At 61.7% G+C, this 16,865-nt stretch carries 16 protein-coding genes; 13 read left to right on the plus strand and 3 right to left on the minus strand.

Annotated elements, in window-relative coordinates:
* Positions 1-112 precede the first annotated feature (112 nt).
* From QO005_RS02405 to QO005_RS02420, 4 genes are all read left to right on the plus strand, one after another.
* On the plus strand, positions 113-877 hold the full coding sequence (locus QO005_RS02405; RefSeq protein WP_307156353.1) for a GntR family transcriptional regulator: 765 nt from the start codon (positions 113-115) through the stop codon (positions 875-877).
* Between the two features lie 4 nt (positions 878-881).
* Entirely contained in the window at positions 882-1,670 is a 789-nt protein-coding gene (locus tag QO005_RS02410) for a transporter substrate-binding domain-containing protein (protein ID WP_370877984.1), read from the plus strand.
* A gap of 163 nt (positions 1,671-1,833) precedes the next feature.
* A complete protein-coding gene (locus QO005_RS02415) occupies positions 1,834-2,505 on the plus strand; it encodes an amino acid ABC transporter permease (RefSeq protein ID WP_307156354.1) in 672 nt (223 codons plus the stop codon).
* Positions 2,502-3,161, plus strand: a complete 660-nt coding sequence (locus tag QO005_RS02420; RefSeq protein WP_307156355.1) for an amino acid ABC transporter permease — start codon at positions 2,502-2,504, stop codon at positions 3,159-3,161. Before QO005_RS02415 ends, QO005_RS02420 begins: the two co-directional genes overlap by 4 nt.
* Positions 3,162-3,298: 137 nt before the next feature.
* On the opposite strand, the gene QO005_RS02425 is transcribed toward QO005_RS02420, so the two are convergent.
* Complete coding sequence (locus QO005_RS02425; RefSeq protein ID WP_307156356.1) at positions 3,299-4,162, minus strand: helix-turn-helix transcriptional regulator; 864 nt, start codon at positions 4,160-4,162, stop codon at positions 3,299-3,301.
* 79 nt (positions 4,163-4,241) lie between these two features.
* Between QO005_RS02425 and alr the strand changes: the two genes are divergently transcribed.
* The 5 genes from alr (at position 4,242) to QO005_RS02450 (ending at position 10,063) form a co-directional block, all read left to right on the plus strand.
* The gene (gene alr / locus QO005_RS02430; protein ID WP_307156357.1) at positions 4,242-5,420 is read left to right on the plus strand and encodes an alanine racemase; all 1,179 of its coding nucleotides are present in this window, start codon (positions 4,242-4,244) and stop codon (positions 5,418-5,420) included.
* An 83-nt stretch (positions 5,421-5,503) separates the two neighbouring features.
* Positions 5,504-6,898, plus strand: a complete 1,395-nt coding sequence (gene radA / locus QO005_RS02435) for a DNA repair protein RadA (protein ID WP_307156358.1) — start codon at positions 5,504-5,506, stop codon at positions 6,896-6,898.
* Between the two features lie 226 nt (positions 6,899-7,124).
* Positions 7,125-7,700: a CvpA family protein gene (locus QO005_RS02440; RefSeq protein WP_307156359.1), complete on the plus strand. Its 576-nt coding sequence runs from the start codon at positions 7,125-7,127 to the stop codon at positions 7,698-7,700.
* Positions 7,701-7,819: 119 nt separating this feature from the next.
* Positions 7,820-9,307, plus strand: a complete 1,488-nt coding sequence (gene purF, locus QO005_RS02445; protein WP_370877985.1) for an amidophosphoribosyltransferase — start codon at positions 7,820-7,822, stop codon at positions 9,305-9,307.
* 15 nt (positions 9,308-9,322) lie between these two features.
* Positions 9,323-10,063 carry an SDR family NAD(P)-dependent oxidoreductase gene (locus QO005_RS02450; protein WP_307156360.1) on the plus strand — a complete coding sequence of 247 codons (741 nt, stop codon included), beginning with the start codon at positions 9,323-9,325 and terminating at the stop codon, positions 10,061-10,063.
* A 78-nt stretch (positions 10,064-10,141) separates the two neighbouring features.
* Here the strand turns inward: QO005_RS02450 and QO005_RS02455 are convergent, their stop codons facing one another.
* Together QO005_RS02455 and QO005_RS02460 are read right to left on the minus strand one after the other, a co-directional pair.
* The gene (locus QO005_RS02455; protein WP_307156361.1) at positions 10,142-11,215 is read right to left on the minus strand and encodes a glycosyltransferase family protein; all 1,074 of its coding nucleotides are present in this window, start codon (positions 11,213-11,215) and stop codon (positions 10,142-10,144) included.
* A complete protein-coding gene (locus QO005_RS02460) occupies positions 11,209-13,077 on the minus strand; it encodes a glycosyltransferase family 2 protein (protein ID WP_307156362.1) in 1,869 nt (622 codons plus the stop codon). Before QO005_RS02460 ends, QO005_RS02455 begins: the two co-directional genes overlap by 7 nt.
* Positions 13,078-13,391: 314 nt before the next feature.
* Between QO005_RS02460 and cysS the strand changes: the two genes are divergently transcribed.
* From cysS to pip, 4 genes are all read left to right on the plus strand, one after another.
* Positions 13,392-14,789 (plus strand): cysteine--tRNA ligase, encoded by a 1,398-nt coding sequence (gene cysS, locus QO005_RS02465; protein WP_307156363.1) that lies wholly within the window; start codon positions 13,392-13,394, stop codon positions 14,787-14,789.
* A 147-nt stretch (positions 14,790-14,936) separates the two neighbouring features.
* Positions 14,937-15,425 carry a GFA family protein gene (locus QO005_RS02470; RefSeq protein WP_307156588.1) on the plus strand — a complete coding sequence of 163 codons (489 nt, stop codon included), beginning with the start codon at positions 14,937-14,939 and terminating at the stop codon, positions 15,423-15,425.
* Positions 15,426-15,434: 9 nt separating this feature from the next.
* Positions 15,435-15,902, plus strand: coding sequence for a GFA family protein (locus QO005_RS02475; RefSeq protein WP_307156364.1), 468 nt, complete (start codon positions 15,435-15,437; stop codon positions 15,900-15,902).
* Positions 15,899-16,861 carry a prolyl aminopeptidase gene (gene pip, locus QO005_RS02480; protein ID WP_307156365.1) on the plus strand — a complete coding sequence of 321 codons (963 nt, stop codon included), beginning with the start codon at positions 15,899-15,901 and terminating at the stop codon, positions 16,859-16,861. Before QO005_RS02475 ends, pip begins: the two co-directional genes overlap by 4 nt.
* The last annotated feature ends 4 nt before the right edge of the window (positions 16,862-16,865 follow it).

The following is a 16,865-nucleotide window of genomic DNA, read 5'->3' on the forward strand; positions in this document are numbered from 1 at the left end:
TCAGCGCCGCACATTTAGGCAGAAGCCAGCAGCAAGATTGCAACCCGCCATTGAATTTCAGTGATTTCGGCATCCAGAACCACTTGGCACGGCGATTGCTTACCAATCTTGTATGCAAGATAAAAAGACACGAACCGGCCAACCTCCCGACAGCATCGACAGCGCGATCCTGAATGCGATCCTGTCGGCGCGCATCAAGCCCGGCGCGCGGCTGGGCGAAAGCCAGCTGGCAGAGCTCTTTTCCGTTTCCCGCACCCGTGTGCGCGAGGCGATGATGCGGCTTGAGGCACGCGGCATCGTGCATGTCAGCCCCAAGCGCGGCTGGTATGTGCATGAGCCTTCCACCACGGAGGCGATGCAGGTCTACGCGGCGCGACGCATCGTCGAGGTCGGGCTTCTCAACACCATGAAGCCGCTGACGGAGCCGCAAAAGCAGGTGCTGCGCGATCACCTTGCCGAAGAGAAGGCCGCCATTGCCGAAGGTGACCGGCAGACGCTCACGTTTCTGATGGGTGATTTCCACATCCGCATCGCCGAGTTGGCGGGCAACCCCATCCTCACCCACATTCTGCAGAACCTGACGGCGCGCACAATTCTGATTTCAATGCTGTACCAGTCGGAGTTTCACGCCATCGAATCCCATGAAGGCCATTGCCGGATTGCCGAGGCCATCGAGCGCGACGATTTTTCCGCCGCCGCCGCCCTGGCCGTTCAGCATCTGGACGAGGTGGAAACCGGGCTGGACCTGACGCTCACCCGCGATCCGCTCGCCGATCTTCGGCAATCGCTTTCCCTGCCATCCCGGACACCGGACAAACCGGTGCCCGGCGCCCCCATCCCCACCACCCGGACCACGCTTCAGCTTAGAAAAGGATAATGCCATGACATTTTCCCGGCGCATGCTTCTTGCCGCCTCTCTCTTCACCACCATGATCGGCTTTACCGGTGCGGCCCATGCCGATGCGCTGGCCGATATCACCGCGCGCGGCACGATCCGCGTGGCCGTGCCGCAGGATTTTCCGCCCTTCGGCAGTGTCGGCCCGGATATGCAGCCCTCCGGCTATGACATCGACATGGCCAACCTGATCGGCGAAAAGCTGAAGGTGAAGGTGGAACTGGTGCCGGTGAGCAGCGCCAACCGCATTCCCTATCTCCAGACCAACAAGGTCGATCTGGTCATTTCCAGCCTCGGCAAGAATGCCGAGCGTGAAAAGGTCATCGATTTCACCGATGCCTATGCGCCTTTCTATAATGGTGTCTTCGCCCCCGCAGATGTCGCCATCAAAGATGCCGCCGGTCTTTCCGGCAAGACGGTCGGCGTGACGCGCGGCGCCATCGAGGATCTGGAACTGACGAAGATCGCTCCTGCCGATGCCACCATCAAGCGCTATGAGGACAATAACGGCACCATCTCCGCCTTCCTGTCCGGCCAGGTCGAAGTGATCGCCACCGGCAATGTCGTGGCCGCCGCCATCGTCGCCAAGAACCCGCCCAAGAAGCCGGAGCCGAAATTCCTGATCAAGAACTCGCCCTGCTATATCGGCCTCAACCAGAATGAAGCCGCGCTGAAGGGCAAGGTCAACGAGATCATCAAGGGCGCCATTGCCGATGGCTCTCTGAACAAGATTTCGGAAAAGTGGCTGGCCATGCCGCTGCCGGAAAAGCTGTAATAAAGCATTTCCAGGAAAAGTGTAGTCGCGGTTTTCCGTCCGGAAATGCGTAAAAACAAAACTTAGAGCACGTCCGGTGAACCGGTGTTCACAAGACGTGCTCTACTTCCAGCCCGCCTCCCCGCAGGAGATCCGGCGGGGAGGCGCAGCAAGGTTGCACGTCATGCATTATGTCTTTCAATTCGGCTGGCTTCTTGAGTATTATCCGATCATTCTCAAGGGCATCGGCGTCACCATCGAGCTGATCGCCATCGGCGGCGTGTTTGGCGTGGCGCTTGGCGTAGTCTGCGCCTGGTGCCGGGCACTGGGGCCGAAATGGGCCGGCGCGCCGGTTGCGCTCTATGTGGAGCTGATCCGCAACACGCCCTTCATGATCCAGCTTTTCTTCATTTTCTTCGGTCTGCCATCGGCGGGCTTCAAGCTGACGGAAATGGAGGCAGCCAATCTGGCGATGATCATCAATCTCGGCGCCTATAGCTGCGAAATCATCCGCGCCGGGATCGAGGCCACGCCGAAAGGCCAATTCGAGGCCGGGGCGGCGCTGGCGCTCAAACCCATGCAAACCTTCCGGCTGATCATTCTGGTGCCGTCGCTGCAACGCATCTGGCCCGCGCTGTCCTCGCAACTGGTCATCGTCATGCTGGGTTCGGCGGTGGTGTCGCAGATCGCGGCGGAAGATCTGAGCTATGCTGCCAATTTCATCCAGTCCCGCACCTTCCGCGCCTTCGAGGCCTATCTGGTCTCCACACTCACCTATCTGCTGCTCGCCATTCTGCTGCGCCAGCTTCTGGCGATGATCGGCAAGCGCCTCTTTCCGCAGGTGTCGACACGATGATCCAGTTCACGCTTTGGGATATTGCCCGCAACCTGCTGCTCGCCACCCGCTGGACGCTGCTCTTGTCCCTCGTCTCCTTTATCTGCGGCGGCCTGGTGGGGCTTGCGCTTTTGATGCTGCGCATTTCCGCCGCCTGGACCGCAAGGATGGTGGCGCGCTGTATCATCGAATTCTTTCAGGGCACGCCGCTGCTGATGCAGCTCTTCATCGCCTTCTTCGGACTGGGCCTGTTCGGCATCGACGTTCCGGCCTGGCTTGCGGCGGGCGTCGCGCTGACGCTGTGGACCGCCGCCTTCCTGGCGGAAATCTGGCGCGGCTGCGTGGAGGCCGTGCCGAAGGGCCAGTGGGAAGCCGGAAAAAGCCTGGCGCTCACCTATAGCCAGCAGATGCGGCTGATCATTCTGCCGCAGGCGCTGCGGATTGCCATTGCGCCGACAGCCGGGTTTTCGGTGCAGGTGGTGAAGGGCACGGCGCTCACCTCGATCATCGGCTTTGTGGAACTCTCCAAGGCGGGCACCATCGTCACCAATGCCACCTATCAGCCTTTCACCGTCTATGGTCTGGTGGCGCTGCTCTATTTCGTCATCTGCTATCCGCTGTCCCGCACCGCCAAATATCTGGAAAGGCGCATGGCCGCAGCACCTGTCGGGCACTGATCCGAAGCGCGCTTATACCAAGGCGAAGATGCTCACGCATCCTCGCCTTGAAAGAATTTCGAATATCTCAAATGCATCAAGGGCTTGAGATATTCAAAAAGGGGAATACGAACTGCCATTTTCAATGACTGTTCGTATTATCCCGCAGCCGCCCGGTAAAGCCCGGGCGTCATGCCGCTGAGCGCCTTGAAGGCGCGGGTGAAATGCGCCTGATCGGAAAAGCCGCAGGCAAACCCCGCCTCCGCCAGCCTTTCCCCCTGACGCAGCAGGGCCTTGGCCTGACGGATGCGTAAATGCGTCTGGTAGGCATGCGGCGTGATATGAAACAGCTTGCGAAAACTGCGGATGAGATGCGCCCGGCTGATCCCACCCAGCGCCGCCAGCCGGTCGAGGCTGATATCCTCGGCAAAATGGGCTTCGAGATAATCCCTGGCGGTTTCCGCCGCCCGGCTGCACAGGCTTTTGTCGAGCTGCAACGGCGCACCGGCATGCCGACCCAGAATAGCTGCCAGCAGCCGCAAGATAACCTCTTCGGCCTCCAGCCTGCCGCCACCGGCCTCCAGACGCTGATGGGCAGAAAGAAATGCTTCCGCCAGCGCCGGATCGGTCAGCTTCTGACGGGGAAAGAACGGCGTTCCGCTGACCGGCCTGCCGGTCAGCTCCTCGATCAGCCGCATCATCATGGCCGTATCCGGATAGATCATCCGGTAGCGATAGGCGCCGCCATCCGGTCCGCCATCATGCATGGCTTCGGGATTGATGAGGTAGAGATCGCCGGGACCGGAATGTTCGGTCACGCCGCGAATGGTCGCCACCTTCCGCCCCTCCTCCATGGCGCCGATGCCGAAGCTTTCATGCGCATGCGGGGAAAACCGATGGGTGACGAAGTGGGCAGACATGCATTCCAGCCCGCCCAGCCGCGTGTCGCGCCAGAAGCGCACGCATTCTTCACGGCGTGGCGCAGCATAAGCTTCGGATTCCGGGTTCGAAACGGTGGACATGACGCCACTTTATGCTGCACCGCCATGTTCGTCTTGTCGAAAAGTGATAGGTTTGCCAAAAATCATCCGGCAGGCCCTCATGACCGATTCCTTCTTCCTTCCCGATCCCGACATTCCCGATCCCGACGATGCGTTTTCCAGCGCGCCGCTGAGACTGACCATCGATCTCGGTGCGCTGGCGGATAACTGGCGCGACATGGCGCGGCGCTCGGGCAAAGCGCGGGCCGCATCCGTGGTCAAGGCCGATGCTTACGGGGTCGGCATCGAGGATGCGGGCCAGACGCTCTACCATGCCGGTGCACGGGATTTCTTCGTGGCTGTGCCGGAAGAAGGCGTGACGCTGCGCCCGCATGCGCCGGAGGCGCGCATCTTCGTGCTGTCCGGCGTCTGGCCGGGCACGGAACACCTGTTCTTCGAGCATGACCTCGTGCCGGTCATCGCCTCGGAAGAACAGCTTGCCTTCTGGATGGCGACGGTCTCCGAGCATGGCGACCACCCCTGCGCGCTGCATGTCGATACCGGCTTCAACCGGCTCGGCCTGCCGCTGGAAGAGGCGCTGCATCTGGCAGAGGATGTCTCTCGGCCCGCCAGCTTCTCGCCGGTGTTGGTGCTGAGCCACCTTGCCTGCGCCGACGACCCGGCCTCACCGATGAACCGGCAGCAATTGGAGGCTTTTCGCAGCCTTAGCGCCGCTTTTGAAGGGATTGAATCAAGCCTTGCCGCCTCGGCTGGCACCTTTCTCGGCAGCGATTATCACTTCGACCTTACCCGCCCAGGCATTGCCCTTTATGGCGGCGAAGCGGTCAAAGGGGTGGCAAACCCCATGCGCCCGGTGGTGACGGCAGAGGCACGCATCCTGCAAATCCGCGAGGCGAAAAAGGGACAGGTGGTAAGCTATGGCGCAAGCCACGCGCTGTCCCGCGACAGCCGCCTTGCTATCGTCGCCGCCGGTTACGCGGATGGCTATCTGCGCAATCTTTCCGGGCATGGCGTGGCCTTGCGCCAGACCGGCCTTGCCGGCGCCCAGGGCTTCATTGCCGGGCACAAGGTGCCGATCGTTGGCCGTATCACCATGGACATGACGATTTTCGATGTCACCGATCTGCCCCCGGATGCCATTCAGGCAGGTGATTATATCGAGCTTTTCGGAACCAACATGCCGGTGGACGATGTGGCGCGGGCGGCGGGCACCATCGGCTATGAATTGCTGACCGGCCTTGGCCTGCGCTATGAGCGCCGCTATCTGGATGCCGAATAATATTGACTGCCCCCTTGTCTCGCCAGGCGCTTTCGCTTAACTGAAAGAAAGTTCACTTTCTGTTCTCATTGCGAAAGATCAGCATGGCCCGCGCCAAGACCCAGTTTGTCTGCCAGAATTGCGGCACCGTCCATAATCGTTGGGCGGGCAAGTGTGACGGCTGCGGCCAATGGAATACGATTGTCGAAGAAGATCTGATGGGCGGTATTGGCGGCGGGCCGGGCAAGGTTGCGCCGAAAAAGGGCCGTCCTGTCACGCTCACCAGCCTTTCCGGCGAGATCGAGGAAGCGCCGCGCATTCCAACCGGCATGGGCGAACTGGACCGCGCCACCGGCGGCGGCTTCGTGCGCGGCTCGGCAGTGCTGATCGGCGGCGATCCGGGCATCGGCAAATCCACCCTGCTGATGCAGGCGGCAGCGGCGCTGTCGCGCCGCAAGCAGCGCGTCATCTATGTGTCCGGTGAAGAAGCGGTGGCGCAGGTGCGGCTGCGGGCGCAGCGGCTGGGGGCTGCCGATACCGATGTGCTGCTGGCAGCAGAAACCAATGTCGAGGATATTCTGGCCACGCTTTCCGAGGGCAAGCGGCCTGACCTGATCATCATCGATTCCATCCAGACACTGTGGAGCGATACTGCCGATTCCGCGCCCGGCACCGTCACGCAATTGCGCACCGGTGTGCAGGCCATGATCCGTTTTGCCAAGCAGACCGGGGCCACCATGGTGCTGGTGGGCCATGTGACGAAGGAAGGCCAGATCGCCGGTCCGCGTCTGGTCGAGCATATGGTGGATGCGGTTCTTTATTTCGAAGGCGATCGCGGCCATCACTATCGCATTCTTCGTACCGTGAAGAACCGCTTCGGCCCGACGGATGAAATCGGCGTGTTCGAAATGTCTGACAAGGGTCTGCGGGAGGTCGCCAATCCCTCCGAACTCTTCCTTGGAGAGCGCAACGAAAAGGCCCCGGGCGCTGCCGTCTTCGCCGGCATGGAGGGCACGCGCCCGGTTCTGGTCGAGGTGCAGGCGCTCGTTGCCCCCACTTCGCTCGGCACACCGCGCCGGGCGGTGATCGGCTGGGACTCCAGCCGCCTCGCCATGGTGCTGGCAGTGCTGGAAGCCCATTGCGGCGTGCGCCTTGGCCAGCACGATGTCTATCTCAACATTGCCGGAGGCTACCGCATTGCCGAGCCCGCCGCCGATATCGCCATTGCCGCCGCTCTCGTTTCGTCTCTGGCGGGCGTGGCGCTACCTGCCGATTGCGTCTATTTCGGCGAGGTCAGCCTCTCCGGGGCGGTGCGCCCGGTCTCGCAGGCCGTGCATCGGCTGAAAGAAGCTGAGAAGCTGGGCTTCTCCGGTGCGGTGCTGCCTGCGGCCTCCGCCGACCTGCCGAAGAGCGCCAGCCGCGTCAGCCGCATCGACAGTCTTGCCGACCTTGTAGTGCAGATTGCGGGGCGGAAATTGAAGGCGGCGGAAGCGGAATGAAAGACCTTGGATAATTTCCACGGCGAGCTTCACAATTTTGATAGAAATGCGCCGCCTTTGCGCCTTTTACTTCGTTCATTCGTGGTGTAAGGAGAGGCCGCCTTGGTGCACTGCATCTTTGCCGAAGCCGGAAGGTGACCGCAAAGACCCGCAGCGGATCGAAAAAGCCGGATGTTGACGAAAAAGCGGGTGCCGCCTGTGCGGCCTGCCCCTGGAGTTGAACTGAATGCCCATTACGATTTTCGACGGTGTCGTCATCGGTGTCGTGCTGTTTTCAGCCGTCCTGGCGATGATCCGCGGCTTTTCCCGCGAGATCCTGTCGATCGCAAGCTGGGTGGGCGCGGTTGCCGCCGCCTATTACTTCTATCCGATCGTCCTGCCTTATGTGGAAAAATACACCACCGATCACCGCATCGCCATGGCGGGTGCGGCAGGCGCGGTGTTCATCGTGGCGCTGATCCTGATCTCGCTGATCACGTCGCGCATTGCCGATTTCATCATCGACAGCCGTATCGGCGCGCTGGATCGCACGCTGGGCTTCCTGTTCGGGGCGGCACGCGGTCTTCTGCTTCTCGTTGTCGCCGTCGCCTTCTGGAACTGGCTGATCGACGTCAAGCAGCGCCCGGCCTGGGTCAACAATGCAAAATCCAAGCCCTTCATCGACGCGCTCGTCATGAAGCTGGAAGCCGTCTTGCCGGATGATATCGAGCCGCAATTGCGCGCCCGCATTCTCGGCAAGGAACAGCCTCAGGCACCGGAGGCGCAAGCGCCTGCCGAAGACGCCCCGGCCACCGGAAACTGACAGGACTGGCTGCGCCTTTCAGGCGCAGTATGGAATTGAGCCGTGCGACCTATTATCTAAGGTAGAGGTTTCGCGGACGAACACCGTTTTTCTTTTGACCCTCACAAAGGCCGGCTGTGATGATCCATTCCTCCTCCACCTTTCTCGAAGATCTCGAAGGCGATACGCTGCATGAAGAATGCGGCGTATTCGGCATTCTGGGCCATCCGGATGCCGCGACGCTGACAGCCTTGGGCCTGCATGCGCTCCAGCATCGCGGCCAGGAGGCGGCAGGCATCGTGTCCTTCGATGGACGGCACTTCCATACCGAAAAGCATATGGGTCTGGTGGGAGATCACTACACCAACCCGGTGACGCTGGCGAAGCTGCCGGGGTCTGCCGCCATCGGCCATACCCGTTACTCCACGACCGGCGAAGTGGCGCTGCGCAACGTACAGCCGCTGTTCGCTGAGCTGGAAGAAGGCGGCATTACCATTGCCCATAACGGCAATTTCACCAACGGTCTGACGCTCCGCCGCCAGATCATCGCCACCGGCGCCATCTGTCAGTCCACCTCGGATTCGGAAGTGGTGCTGCACCTCATCGCCCGGTCCCGCCACAGCTCCACCACGGATCGCTTCATCGACGCCATGCGGCAGATGGAAGGCGGTTATGCGATGATCGCCATGACCCGCACCAAGCTGATCGCCGCGCGCGATCCGGTGGGCATCCGCCCGCTCGTGATGGGCGATCTCGACGGCAAGCCGATCTTCTGCTCCGAAACCTGTGCGCTGGACATTATCGGCGCGAAATTCGTGCGCGACGTCAAGAATGGCGAAGTGATCATCTGCGAAATTCAGCCGGATGGCTCGATCACCATCGACGCCCGCCCGCCTGCGCGGCCCGTGCCGGAGCGTCCCTGCCTGTTCGAATATGTCTATTTCGCCCGTCCGGATTCCGTGGTCAGCGGCCGCAATGTCTACCAGACGCGCAAGAACATGGGCCAGAACCTGGCGCTGGAAGCCCCCTGCGACGGCGATGTCGTGGTGCCGGTGCCGGATGGCGGCACGCCCGCCGCGCTGGGTTACGCCCAGGCGAGCGGCATTCCCTTCGAATACGGCATTATCCGCAACCATTATGTCGGGCGCACCTTTATCGAGCCGACCCAGCAGATCCGCGCCTTCGGCGTCAAGCTCAAGCATTCCGCCAACAGGGCGATGATCGAAGGCAAGCGCGTCATTCTGGTGGATGATTCCATCGTGCGCGGCACAACCTCGCTGAAGATCGTCCAGATGATCCGCGATGCCGGCGCCAAGGAAGTGCATATCCGCGTGGCAAGCCCGATGATCTATCATCCGGATTTCTACGGCATCGACACGCCGGATGCCGACAAGCTGCTGGCCAATCAATATGCCAATGAAGAGGCCATGGCGAAATATATCGGCGCGGATTCGCTCGCCTTCCTCTCCATCGACGGGCTCTACAAGGCCGTGGGCGGCGAGCCGCGCAATCCGGAAAACCCGCAATTCACCGACCATTACTTCACCGGCGATTATCCGGTGCGGCTTCTGGACAAGGAAGGCGAGAAAATGGGCCGCAAGGTTTCCGTTCTTGCCAGCAACGGCTGACAGGGCGGGCAGAACATGACAGTGGATCTCAAGGGCCGCATTGCGCTCGTCACCGGCGCTTCGCGCGGTATCGGCTATTTCACGGCGCTGGAACTGGCGCGCGCAGGCGCACACGTCATTGCCTGCGCCCGCACCGTGGGCGGGCTGGAAGAGCTTGATGACGCCATCAAGGCCGTCGGCGGGTCCGCGACCCTCGTGCCCTTCGACCTCGCCGACATGGGTGCCATCGATGCGCTGGGCGGCTCGATCTTCGAGCGCTGGGGCAAGCTGGATATTCTGGTGGCCAATGCCGGTGTGCTGGGCGTGATTTCGCCCATCGGCCATGTGGAAGCCAAGGTCTTCGAAAAGGTCATGGCGATCAATGTCACCGCCACATGGCGGCTGATCCGCTCCATCGATCCGCTGATCACCAAATCTGACCAGGGCCGCGCGCTGATCCTTTCTTCTGCCGCCGCGCATAAGTGCAAGCCGTTCTGGGGTCCCTACTCCGCCTCCAAGGCCGCCGTGGAAGCGCTCGCCCGCACCTGGGCGGCAGAAAGCCAGCGCCTGCCGCTGCGCGTCCTCTCCGTCGATCCAGGCGCCACCCGCACCGCCATGCGCGCCCAGGCCATGCCGGGCGAAGACCCGGACACCCTGCCGCATCCTTCAGACGTGGCGAAGACCCTGCTGCCATTGGTGGGGCCTGACCAGACCGAAACCGGCAAGCTCTTCGTGGTGCGCGAGAACCGGATCGTCGATTACCACATGCCTGCCTGATGGCGGGAGGCAAAAGCCTCCCGATTCAGGGAACAGAGCGCGTTCCAGAACAATTCGGAACCGGTTTTAAAAACAGATTTAGAACCCCGGCAGCCCATCGCGGGCCAGCGCCGTCATGGCGGCCACTTCCGCGCAGGTTGCGGCAGCCACGGCCTTGCGTTCAGCGGGATTGTCGATCAGCGCCAGAATGGCACGCACCCAATCCTCCGCCTCATGGGCAAGATGGATTTCTCCCCGGTCATGGCCGAAGCCGTAACTTGGCGAGGCGGAGTAGAGCCCGGCGGCATTGAGCCGCGCCGCGTCGATGCGCTTGGTCGGCGCGCGGCAGTCATTGACGGCAGAGGGCGTCAGCGGCACGAGAAAAATATCCACCCGCGCCGAGGCCATTTTTTCAAGATAATCGGTCCAGGACGTCGGCGAGAGCACATGGCAGCGCTCAAGCCCCTGCCAGATGCCAGCTGCATTTGGCCCCGCCACCACCTCGAAACGCGCCTGCGGGCGCGCCGCCAGCACCGTTTCGATGATCGGCCTCAGGAAGTGATGCTCCGCCACATGCACGCCGGTGGCGTGATAGGCGATCACCACCTGATCCACGGAAAGCTCAAAGCTGGCGCTTCGCCACAGCCTTTCGGGCGGGGCGGGCGGCAGGAGTTTTGCGCCAGGCTCGCCGATGGCATCCGCCAGCCGGGGCGTCGACAGCCAGAGACAATCCAGGTGCCGGTTCAGCCGCCGCAGCGGAAAAATGGCGCGATACCAGAGAAACAGCCGATAGGGCAGATCGGCATCGTCGCCAGTAATGACCGCCGGAATATCGTCATCGAGAAACAGTCCCACACCGGCAAGATTGGCATGGCGGCTTTCGATCCACCGCAGAACGGCGGTGGAGGCATAGCGGCAAATCAGAACGAAACTGCCTTCCGCCTCCAGATCCTCGGCGCGAAAGCTGCGAATATCGCAGACCTGAAAAGGCGGCATGCCGGGGGCTTCAAGCCGCGCGGCCAGATAATAATCGAAGGTTGGATTGGGCATGCGCCCGAACACGATGATCCGCTTGACCGGGCGGCGCGGCCTTCCCTTGCCCGGCCCCTGAAGGCGAGGCCGCGTCAACACTTTATCGAGAAGGCAGGAAGCCCGCGAGCCTTCCTTCAGCATTCGCTGCTCCGGGCAGCGGCATCGCGCGGCGCGCCCCTCAGCACGAATTCTCCCGCCGCCAGCGACAGGTTGGGATTATGGCAAGGATCGTTCAGCAGCAGGCTGCCCCAGGTCTCGAACATATATTTCTCTTCAGCGGCAAAACGCTTGCGCTTGGCATCGGTATTATCCGTGCCGCGGGAGACCGACTCCCGATGCAGCAGGCGCGCATGCGGTGTCCAGCGGATCACCGCTCCTTGTTTGCGCAATTTGAGGCAATAATCCACATCATTGAAGGCAACGGGCAACATTTCTTCATTCATGCCGCCCACAGCCTGCCACAGGCTGCGGCGTGTCAGAAGACAGGCTGCCGTGACAGCGGAGAGATTGCGCCGCAAGGATAACAGCCCGCGATCCTCGCCGCCGTCCGGATGATGGAAGTGAAAACTGTGCCGGGCAATGGAGCCATGGCCGAGAATCACGCCGCCATGCTGCACATAACCATCCGGAAACAGCAGCAGCGGCCCCACCGCACCCACGCGCGGATCCTCCATCTCGCCCAGCATTTCGGCCAGCCAGCCATCCTGAAGCGGTTCCACATCATTGTTCAGCAGCAGCACCGCCTCGTGCCGGGCCTCCGAAACACCGAGATTGCAGGCGCGGGAGAAATTGAACGCCCCCGGCATCGACACCCGCCGGATATGCCCCTCCGCCTCGATCCGCGACAGGAGCGTCAATGTCGCATCCTCGCGGCTGTCATTGTCGATGACGAGGATATCGAGCCCGGCATGGCGGGTGCGGTTCAAAAGCCCCTCGAGACAGGCCGCCAGAAGATCGGCCCGGTCGCGGGTGGGAATGATGACGCTCACCGGCTTCAGCACCGGCGACGGGCGGCGGGTATTCAACGCAGGCTTTGCCAAACCAGGGCGATGCAGAAGCACGCGGGGAAGATGCAGGATTGCTCCCCGTGCAGCAACACGCGTCAGCAGCGCAGCGCTGGTGAGGGAAACGGCATCGACATCCTGCGGCAGCGCGCTGGCGCGGATCAGCGCGGCATCGGGTTTTAGCCAGCCGGCCTCAGCCAACGGCTGGTCCCAGGCCGGTTTGAAGAAGGGGCTGTGCCGGCGTCCGCTCCTCTCCATCACATCCTCATCGGCATAGACGGCGGCAGCGGCGGAACGGGCGAGCAGGCTTTGCACCATATCTTCCAGCGCCTGCGGAGCGAGCCTGACACCGGCAGGCAGCCGCATCCAGAAGCCATGCCCGTCTGGCGGCGGTCCGTCACTTTCGCGGATGGCCGGATAGGTCTGTTGGGAGAGACTTTCACGGCTCAGCGCGGCAAGCGCGGCATCGCCGGTGATGGTGACCGTCACCGGTGGCGGCGCGGAGAGCGCATTGCGTGCCTCCGCCTTGCGGCGCTCACCCTCCGCCCAGACCCAGTCGCGATAGGAGGGCTCACTCAGCCCCTCGAAAAAGCGCACAAAGCGGAAGATGACACCCTTGCTGTTTCCGGCCACGAAAAGCTTGGCGAGACGGATCAACGCCCGGGGGCTGGCCAAGCCGATCCTCGCCCCGATTTCCACAAGCCTCATCTGGCGCAAGCGCACGACAGGCGCACGCCCTGCGGGCCGCGCCGCCACGCAGGGGATCAGGCGAATGGCGTCGAGATCATCCGGCGTCCACCCAAAAAAGCGGCCCCTGCCCCGGATGAGCAGCGTGCGATGCAGGCTTTGCGGCACGCGGCCATGGCGGCGAAATTCCAGCACCGGCGATGGCCCCAGAACGCCATCGGGATCGGAAACGGAAATCGCAATGGGCCGATCCGACAACAGCCGGGCCGCCTCGCCAATGGCAATCTCCAAGTCCGGGCTTGCGCCTTTCACAGAACCTCACTTTTTTGCGATATGCGCATTCTGTTTCGGGCTATCGCAAAGAAGCTGGGCGAAGAAAAGGGCTTTGACGCGACAAAGCTCGAAAAGCAAATTTTTCCCATAAAAACGGCGCGTTCCGGTTCAGCCATCCCCTTGACCGCCGCCGGAGAGCACGCCATAACTCGCAACCATGAAAACGAGCCTCTGCATCATCTGCGGGATCATTATTTGCTAGCGCTTCGCTGGCCCGGCCGTTTTCGTCTCCTGAAAGCTCCAGATGACAAACGACCCGGTCCAGCCGGGAATTATCATTTCGGGAGTAGACCATGGCCGCAGGCCTCAAGCTTTACAATACATTGACGCGCGAGAAGGTGGAGTTCAGCCCCATCGATCCTCAGAATGTGCGCATGTATGTTTGCGGTCCCACCGTTTATGATTTTGCCCATATCGGCAATGCACGTCCGGTCATCGTCTTCGATGTGCTCTTCCGGCTGCTCAGGCATATCTATGGCGAAAACCACGTCACCTATGCCCGCAACATCACCGATGTGGACGACAAGATCAATGCGCGTGCGCTGCGCGATTATCCGGACCTGCCGCTGAACGAGGCCATTGCCCGCGTGACCCGGGAAACGGCGGACCAATTCCATGCCGATGTCGCCCGGCTGGGCAATCTGCCCCCCACCGTAGAGCCGCGGGCGACAGACAATATCGCCCAGATGATCGAGATCATCGAGGCGCTGATTGCCCGGGGCCATGCATACGTGGCATCCGGCGAAGTGCTGTTCGATACCCGGTCGATGGCCAATTACGGGCAGTTGTCTAAGCGCAATCTCGATGAGCAGCAGGCGGGCGCCCGCATTGCGGTGGAAGCGCACAAGAAGCATCCCGGCGATTTCGTGCTGTGGAAATTGTCCAGCCATAATGAGCCGGGCTGGGACAGCCCCTGGGGAAGAGGCCGTCCGGGCTGGCATATCGAGTGCTCGGCCATGTCCCGGCGCTATCTGGGCGAGATATTCGATATTCATGGCGGCGGTCTTGATCTGATCTTCCCGCATCATGAAAACGAGATTGCCCAATCCTGCTGCGCCAATGGCACGGAGGTGATGGCGAATGTCTGGATGCATAACGGCTTCGTGCAGGTGGAAGGCCGCAAGATGTCGAAATCCGAGGGCAACTTCTTCACCATCAACGAGCTTCTGGACGCGGAAACTTTCGGCGGACGCAAATGGCCGGGCGAGGTGCTGCGCCTCGCCATGCTGATGACGCATTATCGCGAGCCGATCGATTTTTCGGTGAAGCGGCTGGAGGAAGCAGAACGACTGCTGTCGAAATGGCCCGCCATCGACATGGCCGATGCCAATCCGCAGGCAAGGCCCGATGCCTGTGTTCTGGAGGCGCTTCACGACGATCTCAACACGGTGGCTGCCATTCAGGCCCTGCACGGGCTTGCAAGCGAGGCCAATGCCGACCCTGAAAAGCTCGCCGTTTTCGCGGCAAGTGCTGCCCTTCTCGGTGTGCAGCCGAAAAAGGCTGAGGTGAGCGACGACCTTAAAGCTGCCATCGAAGCGCTGGTCGCCATGCGGCTGGAAATGCTGAAGGCAAAGAACTTCGCGGAAGCCGACAAGATCCGCGACGACCTCGCCGCCAAGGGCATTCAGTTGAAGGACGGCAAGGACAAGGAGAGCGGCGAACGGGTGACGACCTGGGAGGTGAAACGCTGAATTGCCTTGACGATGATGCGGTTAACGCATGAGGCTTGACCGGCGCAAGTGACTTGCTCACCAACAACACCCGCGCATTTGCGCGGGTACCCGGCCTGACGCTCGAAAACTGGCTGGCGGAAGAGACGGAGGAAACCTGACATGGCCATCTATTCCTATACCGGCGGCTGCCAGTGCGGGGCGGTGCGTTTTCGCCTGAACGGCAAGCCGAAGGATGTGTCCATCTGTCATTGCCGCATGTGCCAGAAGGCGTTCGGCAATTATTTCGCACCCTTCGCCTCCTGCCACCCGGCGGATGTGGAGTGGACGCGCGGGGCGCCGAAACACTTCGCCTCCTCCAACTTCGTCACGCGCGGCTTTTGCGCAGATTGCGGCACGCCGCTCACCTATGAAGCGCCAGATGGGTTGTCGCTTGCCGCTGGTGCCTTCGATGATCCCGCAGCCCTGCCTCCCACCGTTCAGTACGGCATCGAGGGCAAGCTGCCCTTCACGGATCATCTGGCAAGATTGCCGGGCCACCGCACGGAATTCGACATTGAAAGCGCGCCTTTCCTGACGGATATCGTCTCAAACCAGCATCCGGATACGGATACGCCCTTCTGGCGCGGTCCGCTCTCCCAACCCGGCGATGAATAGGAGCAGATCATGAGCGAAGCCTTTACCGGCGGATGCCAATGCGGCGCAGTGCGGTTTCGCGCCGAAAAGCTTGGCCGTCCGTCCATCTGCCATTGCCGCATGTGCCAGAAACAGTTTGGCAGCTTTTTCGCGCCGCTGGTGACCGCCGATCAGGCGCATCTGACCTGGACGCGCGGGCAGCCGACGCTTTACCGCTCGTCTGCAAAGATCAAGCGCGGCTTCTGCAACAAGTGCGGCACGCCGCTGACCTATCAGTCGGACGAGGCGGTAGAACTGGCCATCGGCGCCTTCGACCATCCCGAAAGGATCGAGCCGGAAATCCAGGTGAATTACGGCAAGCGCCTTCCCTGGATCGATCATCTTTTCGAAAAGACGGCGTTCTCCAGCCCGGAATACGATGCCAAATGGGCAGCAATCGAAAGCTGGCAGCATCCCGATCACGACACTGACCACTGGCCCCCGGAGGATGAGGCATGAGCGAAGTATTGCGCGGTTTTTACCCTGAAATTGAACCCTTCGAGACCGGTTTTCTCGATGTCGGCGACGGCCACCGGATCTATTGGGAACGCGTCGGCACCAGGGGCGCCAAGCCTGCCGTCTTCCTGCATGGCGGCCCCGGCGGCGGGGTGAATCCCCACCAGCGGCGAGTGTTCGATCCGGCGCTTTATGATGTCATCCTGTTCGACCAGCGCGGCTGCGGCCGTTCCACCCCGCATGCGCATCTGGAGGCCAACACCACCTGGCATCTGGTGGCGGATATCGAGCGGCTGCGCCAGATGATCGGCGTGGACAAATGGCTGGTCTTCGGCGGCTCCTGGGGCTCGACGCTGGCGCTGGCCTATGCGCAAACCCATCCCGAGCGCGTGAGCGAACTGGTGGTGCGCGGCATCTACACGCTGACCAAAGGCGAGTTGGACTGGTATTATCAGTTTGGCGTCTCGCAGATGTATCCCGACCGCTGGCAGCACTTCATTGCGCCCATTCCGCCGGAAGAGCGTCATGAGATGATGGCGGCCTATCACCGCCGCCTGACCGGCGACGACAAGGCGGTGCAGATGCAATGCGCCCGCGCCTGGAGCCAGTGGGAGGGCGCAACGATTTCGCTGGTGCCCAATCTCCAGCGGATCGAAGATTTCGGTGAGGACACTTATGCGCTGGCCTTTGCCCGCATCGAAAACCACTTCTTCATGCATGGAGGCTGGCTGGAAGAACGGCAATTGCTGAACAACGCCCACACGCTCAACGGCATTCCGGGGGTGATCGTGCATGGCCGGTATGATATGCCCTGCCCGTTGCGCTATGCCTACGAATTGTCGCAGGTGTGGACGGATGCCGATTTTCACATCATCGAGGCAGCAGGCCACGCGATGAGCGAGCCCGGCATTCTCGACCAGCTGATCCGCGCCACTGACCGGTTTGCTGGAAAGCCCGTATAACCTC

It is taken from the genome of Allorhizobium paknamense (genome assembly GCF_030815125.1).
Lineage (GTDB): Bacteria > Pseudomonadota > Alphaproteobacteria > Rhizobiales > Rhizobiaceae > Allorhizobium > Allorhizobium paknamense.

Bases quoted from the DNA above. Each gene is read 5' to 3' on its own strand.
- QO005_RS02455 (WP_307156361.1), bottom strand. From the start codon at position 11,215: ATGCTGAAGGAAGGCTCGCGGGCTTCCTGCCTTCTCGATAAAGTGTTG.
- QO005_RS02410 (WP_370877984.1), top strand. From the start codon at position 882: ATGACATTTTCCCGGCGCATGCTTCTTGCCGCCTCTCTCTTCACCACC.
- QO005_RS02475 (WP_307156364.1), top strand. From the start codon at position 15,435: ATGAGCGAAGCCTTTACCGGCGGATGCCAATGCGGCGCAGTGCGGTTT.
- QO005_RS02405 (WP_307156353.1), top strand. From the start codon at position 113: ATGCAAGATAAAAAGACACGAACCGGCCAACCTCCCGACAGCATCGAC.
- radA (WP_307156358.1), top strand. From the start codon at position 5,504: ATGGCCCGCGCCAAGACCCAGTTTGTCTGCCAGAATTGCGGCACCGTC.
- QO005_RS02420 (WP_307156355.1), top strand. From the start codon at position 2,502: ATGATCCAGTTCACGCTTTGGGATATTGCCCGCAACCTGCTGCTCGCC.
- pip (WP_307156365.1), top strand. From the start codon at position 15,899: ATGAGCGAAGTATTGCGCGGTTTTTACCCTGAAATTGAACCCTTCGAG.
- cysS (WP_307156363.1), top strand. From the start codon at position 13,392: ATGGCCGCAGGCCTCAAGCTTTACAATACATTGACGCGCGAGAAGGTG.
- QO005_RS02415 (WP_307156354.1), top strand. From the start codon at position 1,834: ATGCATTATGTCTTTCAATTCGGCTGGCTTCTTGAGTATTATCCGATC.
- QO005_RS02450 (WP_307156360.1), top strand. From the start codon at position 9,323: ATGACAGTGGATCTCAAGGGCCGCATTGCGCTCGTCACCGGCGCTTCG.
- purF (WP_370877985.1), top strand. From the start codon at position 7,820: ATGATCCATTCCTCCTCCACCTTTCTCGAAGATCTCGAAGGCGATACG.
- QO005_RS02440 (WP_307156359.1), top strand. From the start codon at position 7,125: ATGCCCATTACGATTTTCGACGGTGTCGTCATCGGTGTCGTGCTGTTT.
- QO005_RS02425 (WP_307156356.1), bottom strand. From the start codon at position 4,162: ATGTCCACCGTTTCGAACCCGGAATCCGAAGCTTATGCTGCGCCACGC.
- alr (WP_307156357.1), top strand. From the start codon at position 4,242: ATGACCGATTCCTTCTTCCTTCCCGATCCCGACATTCCCGATCCCGAC.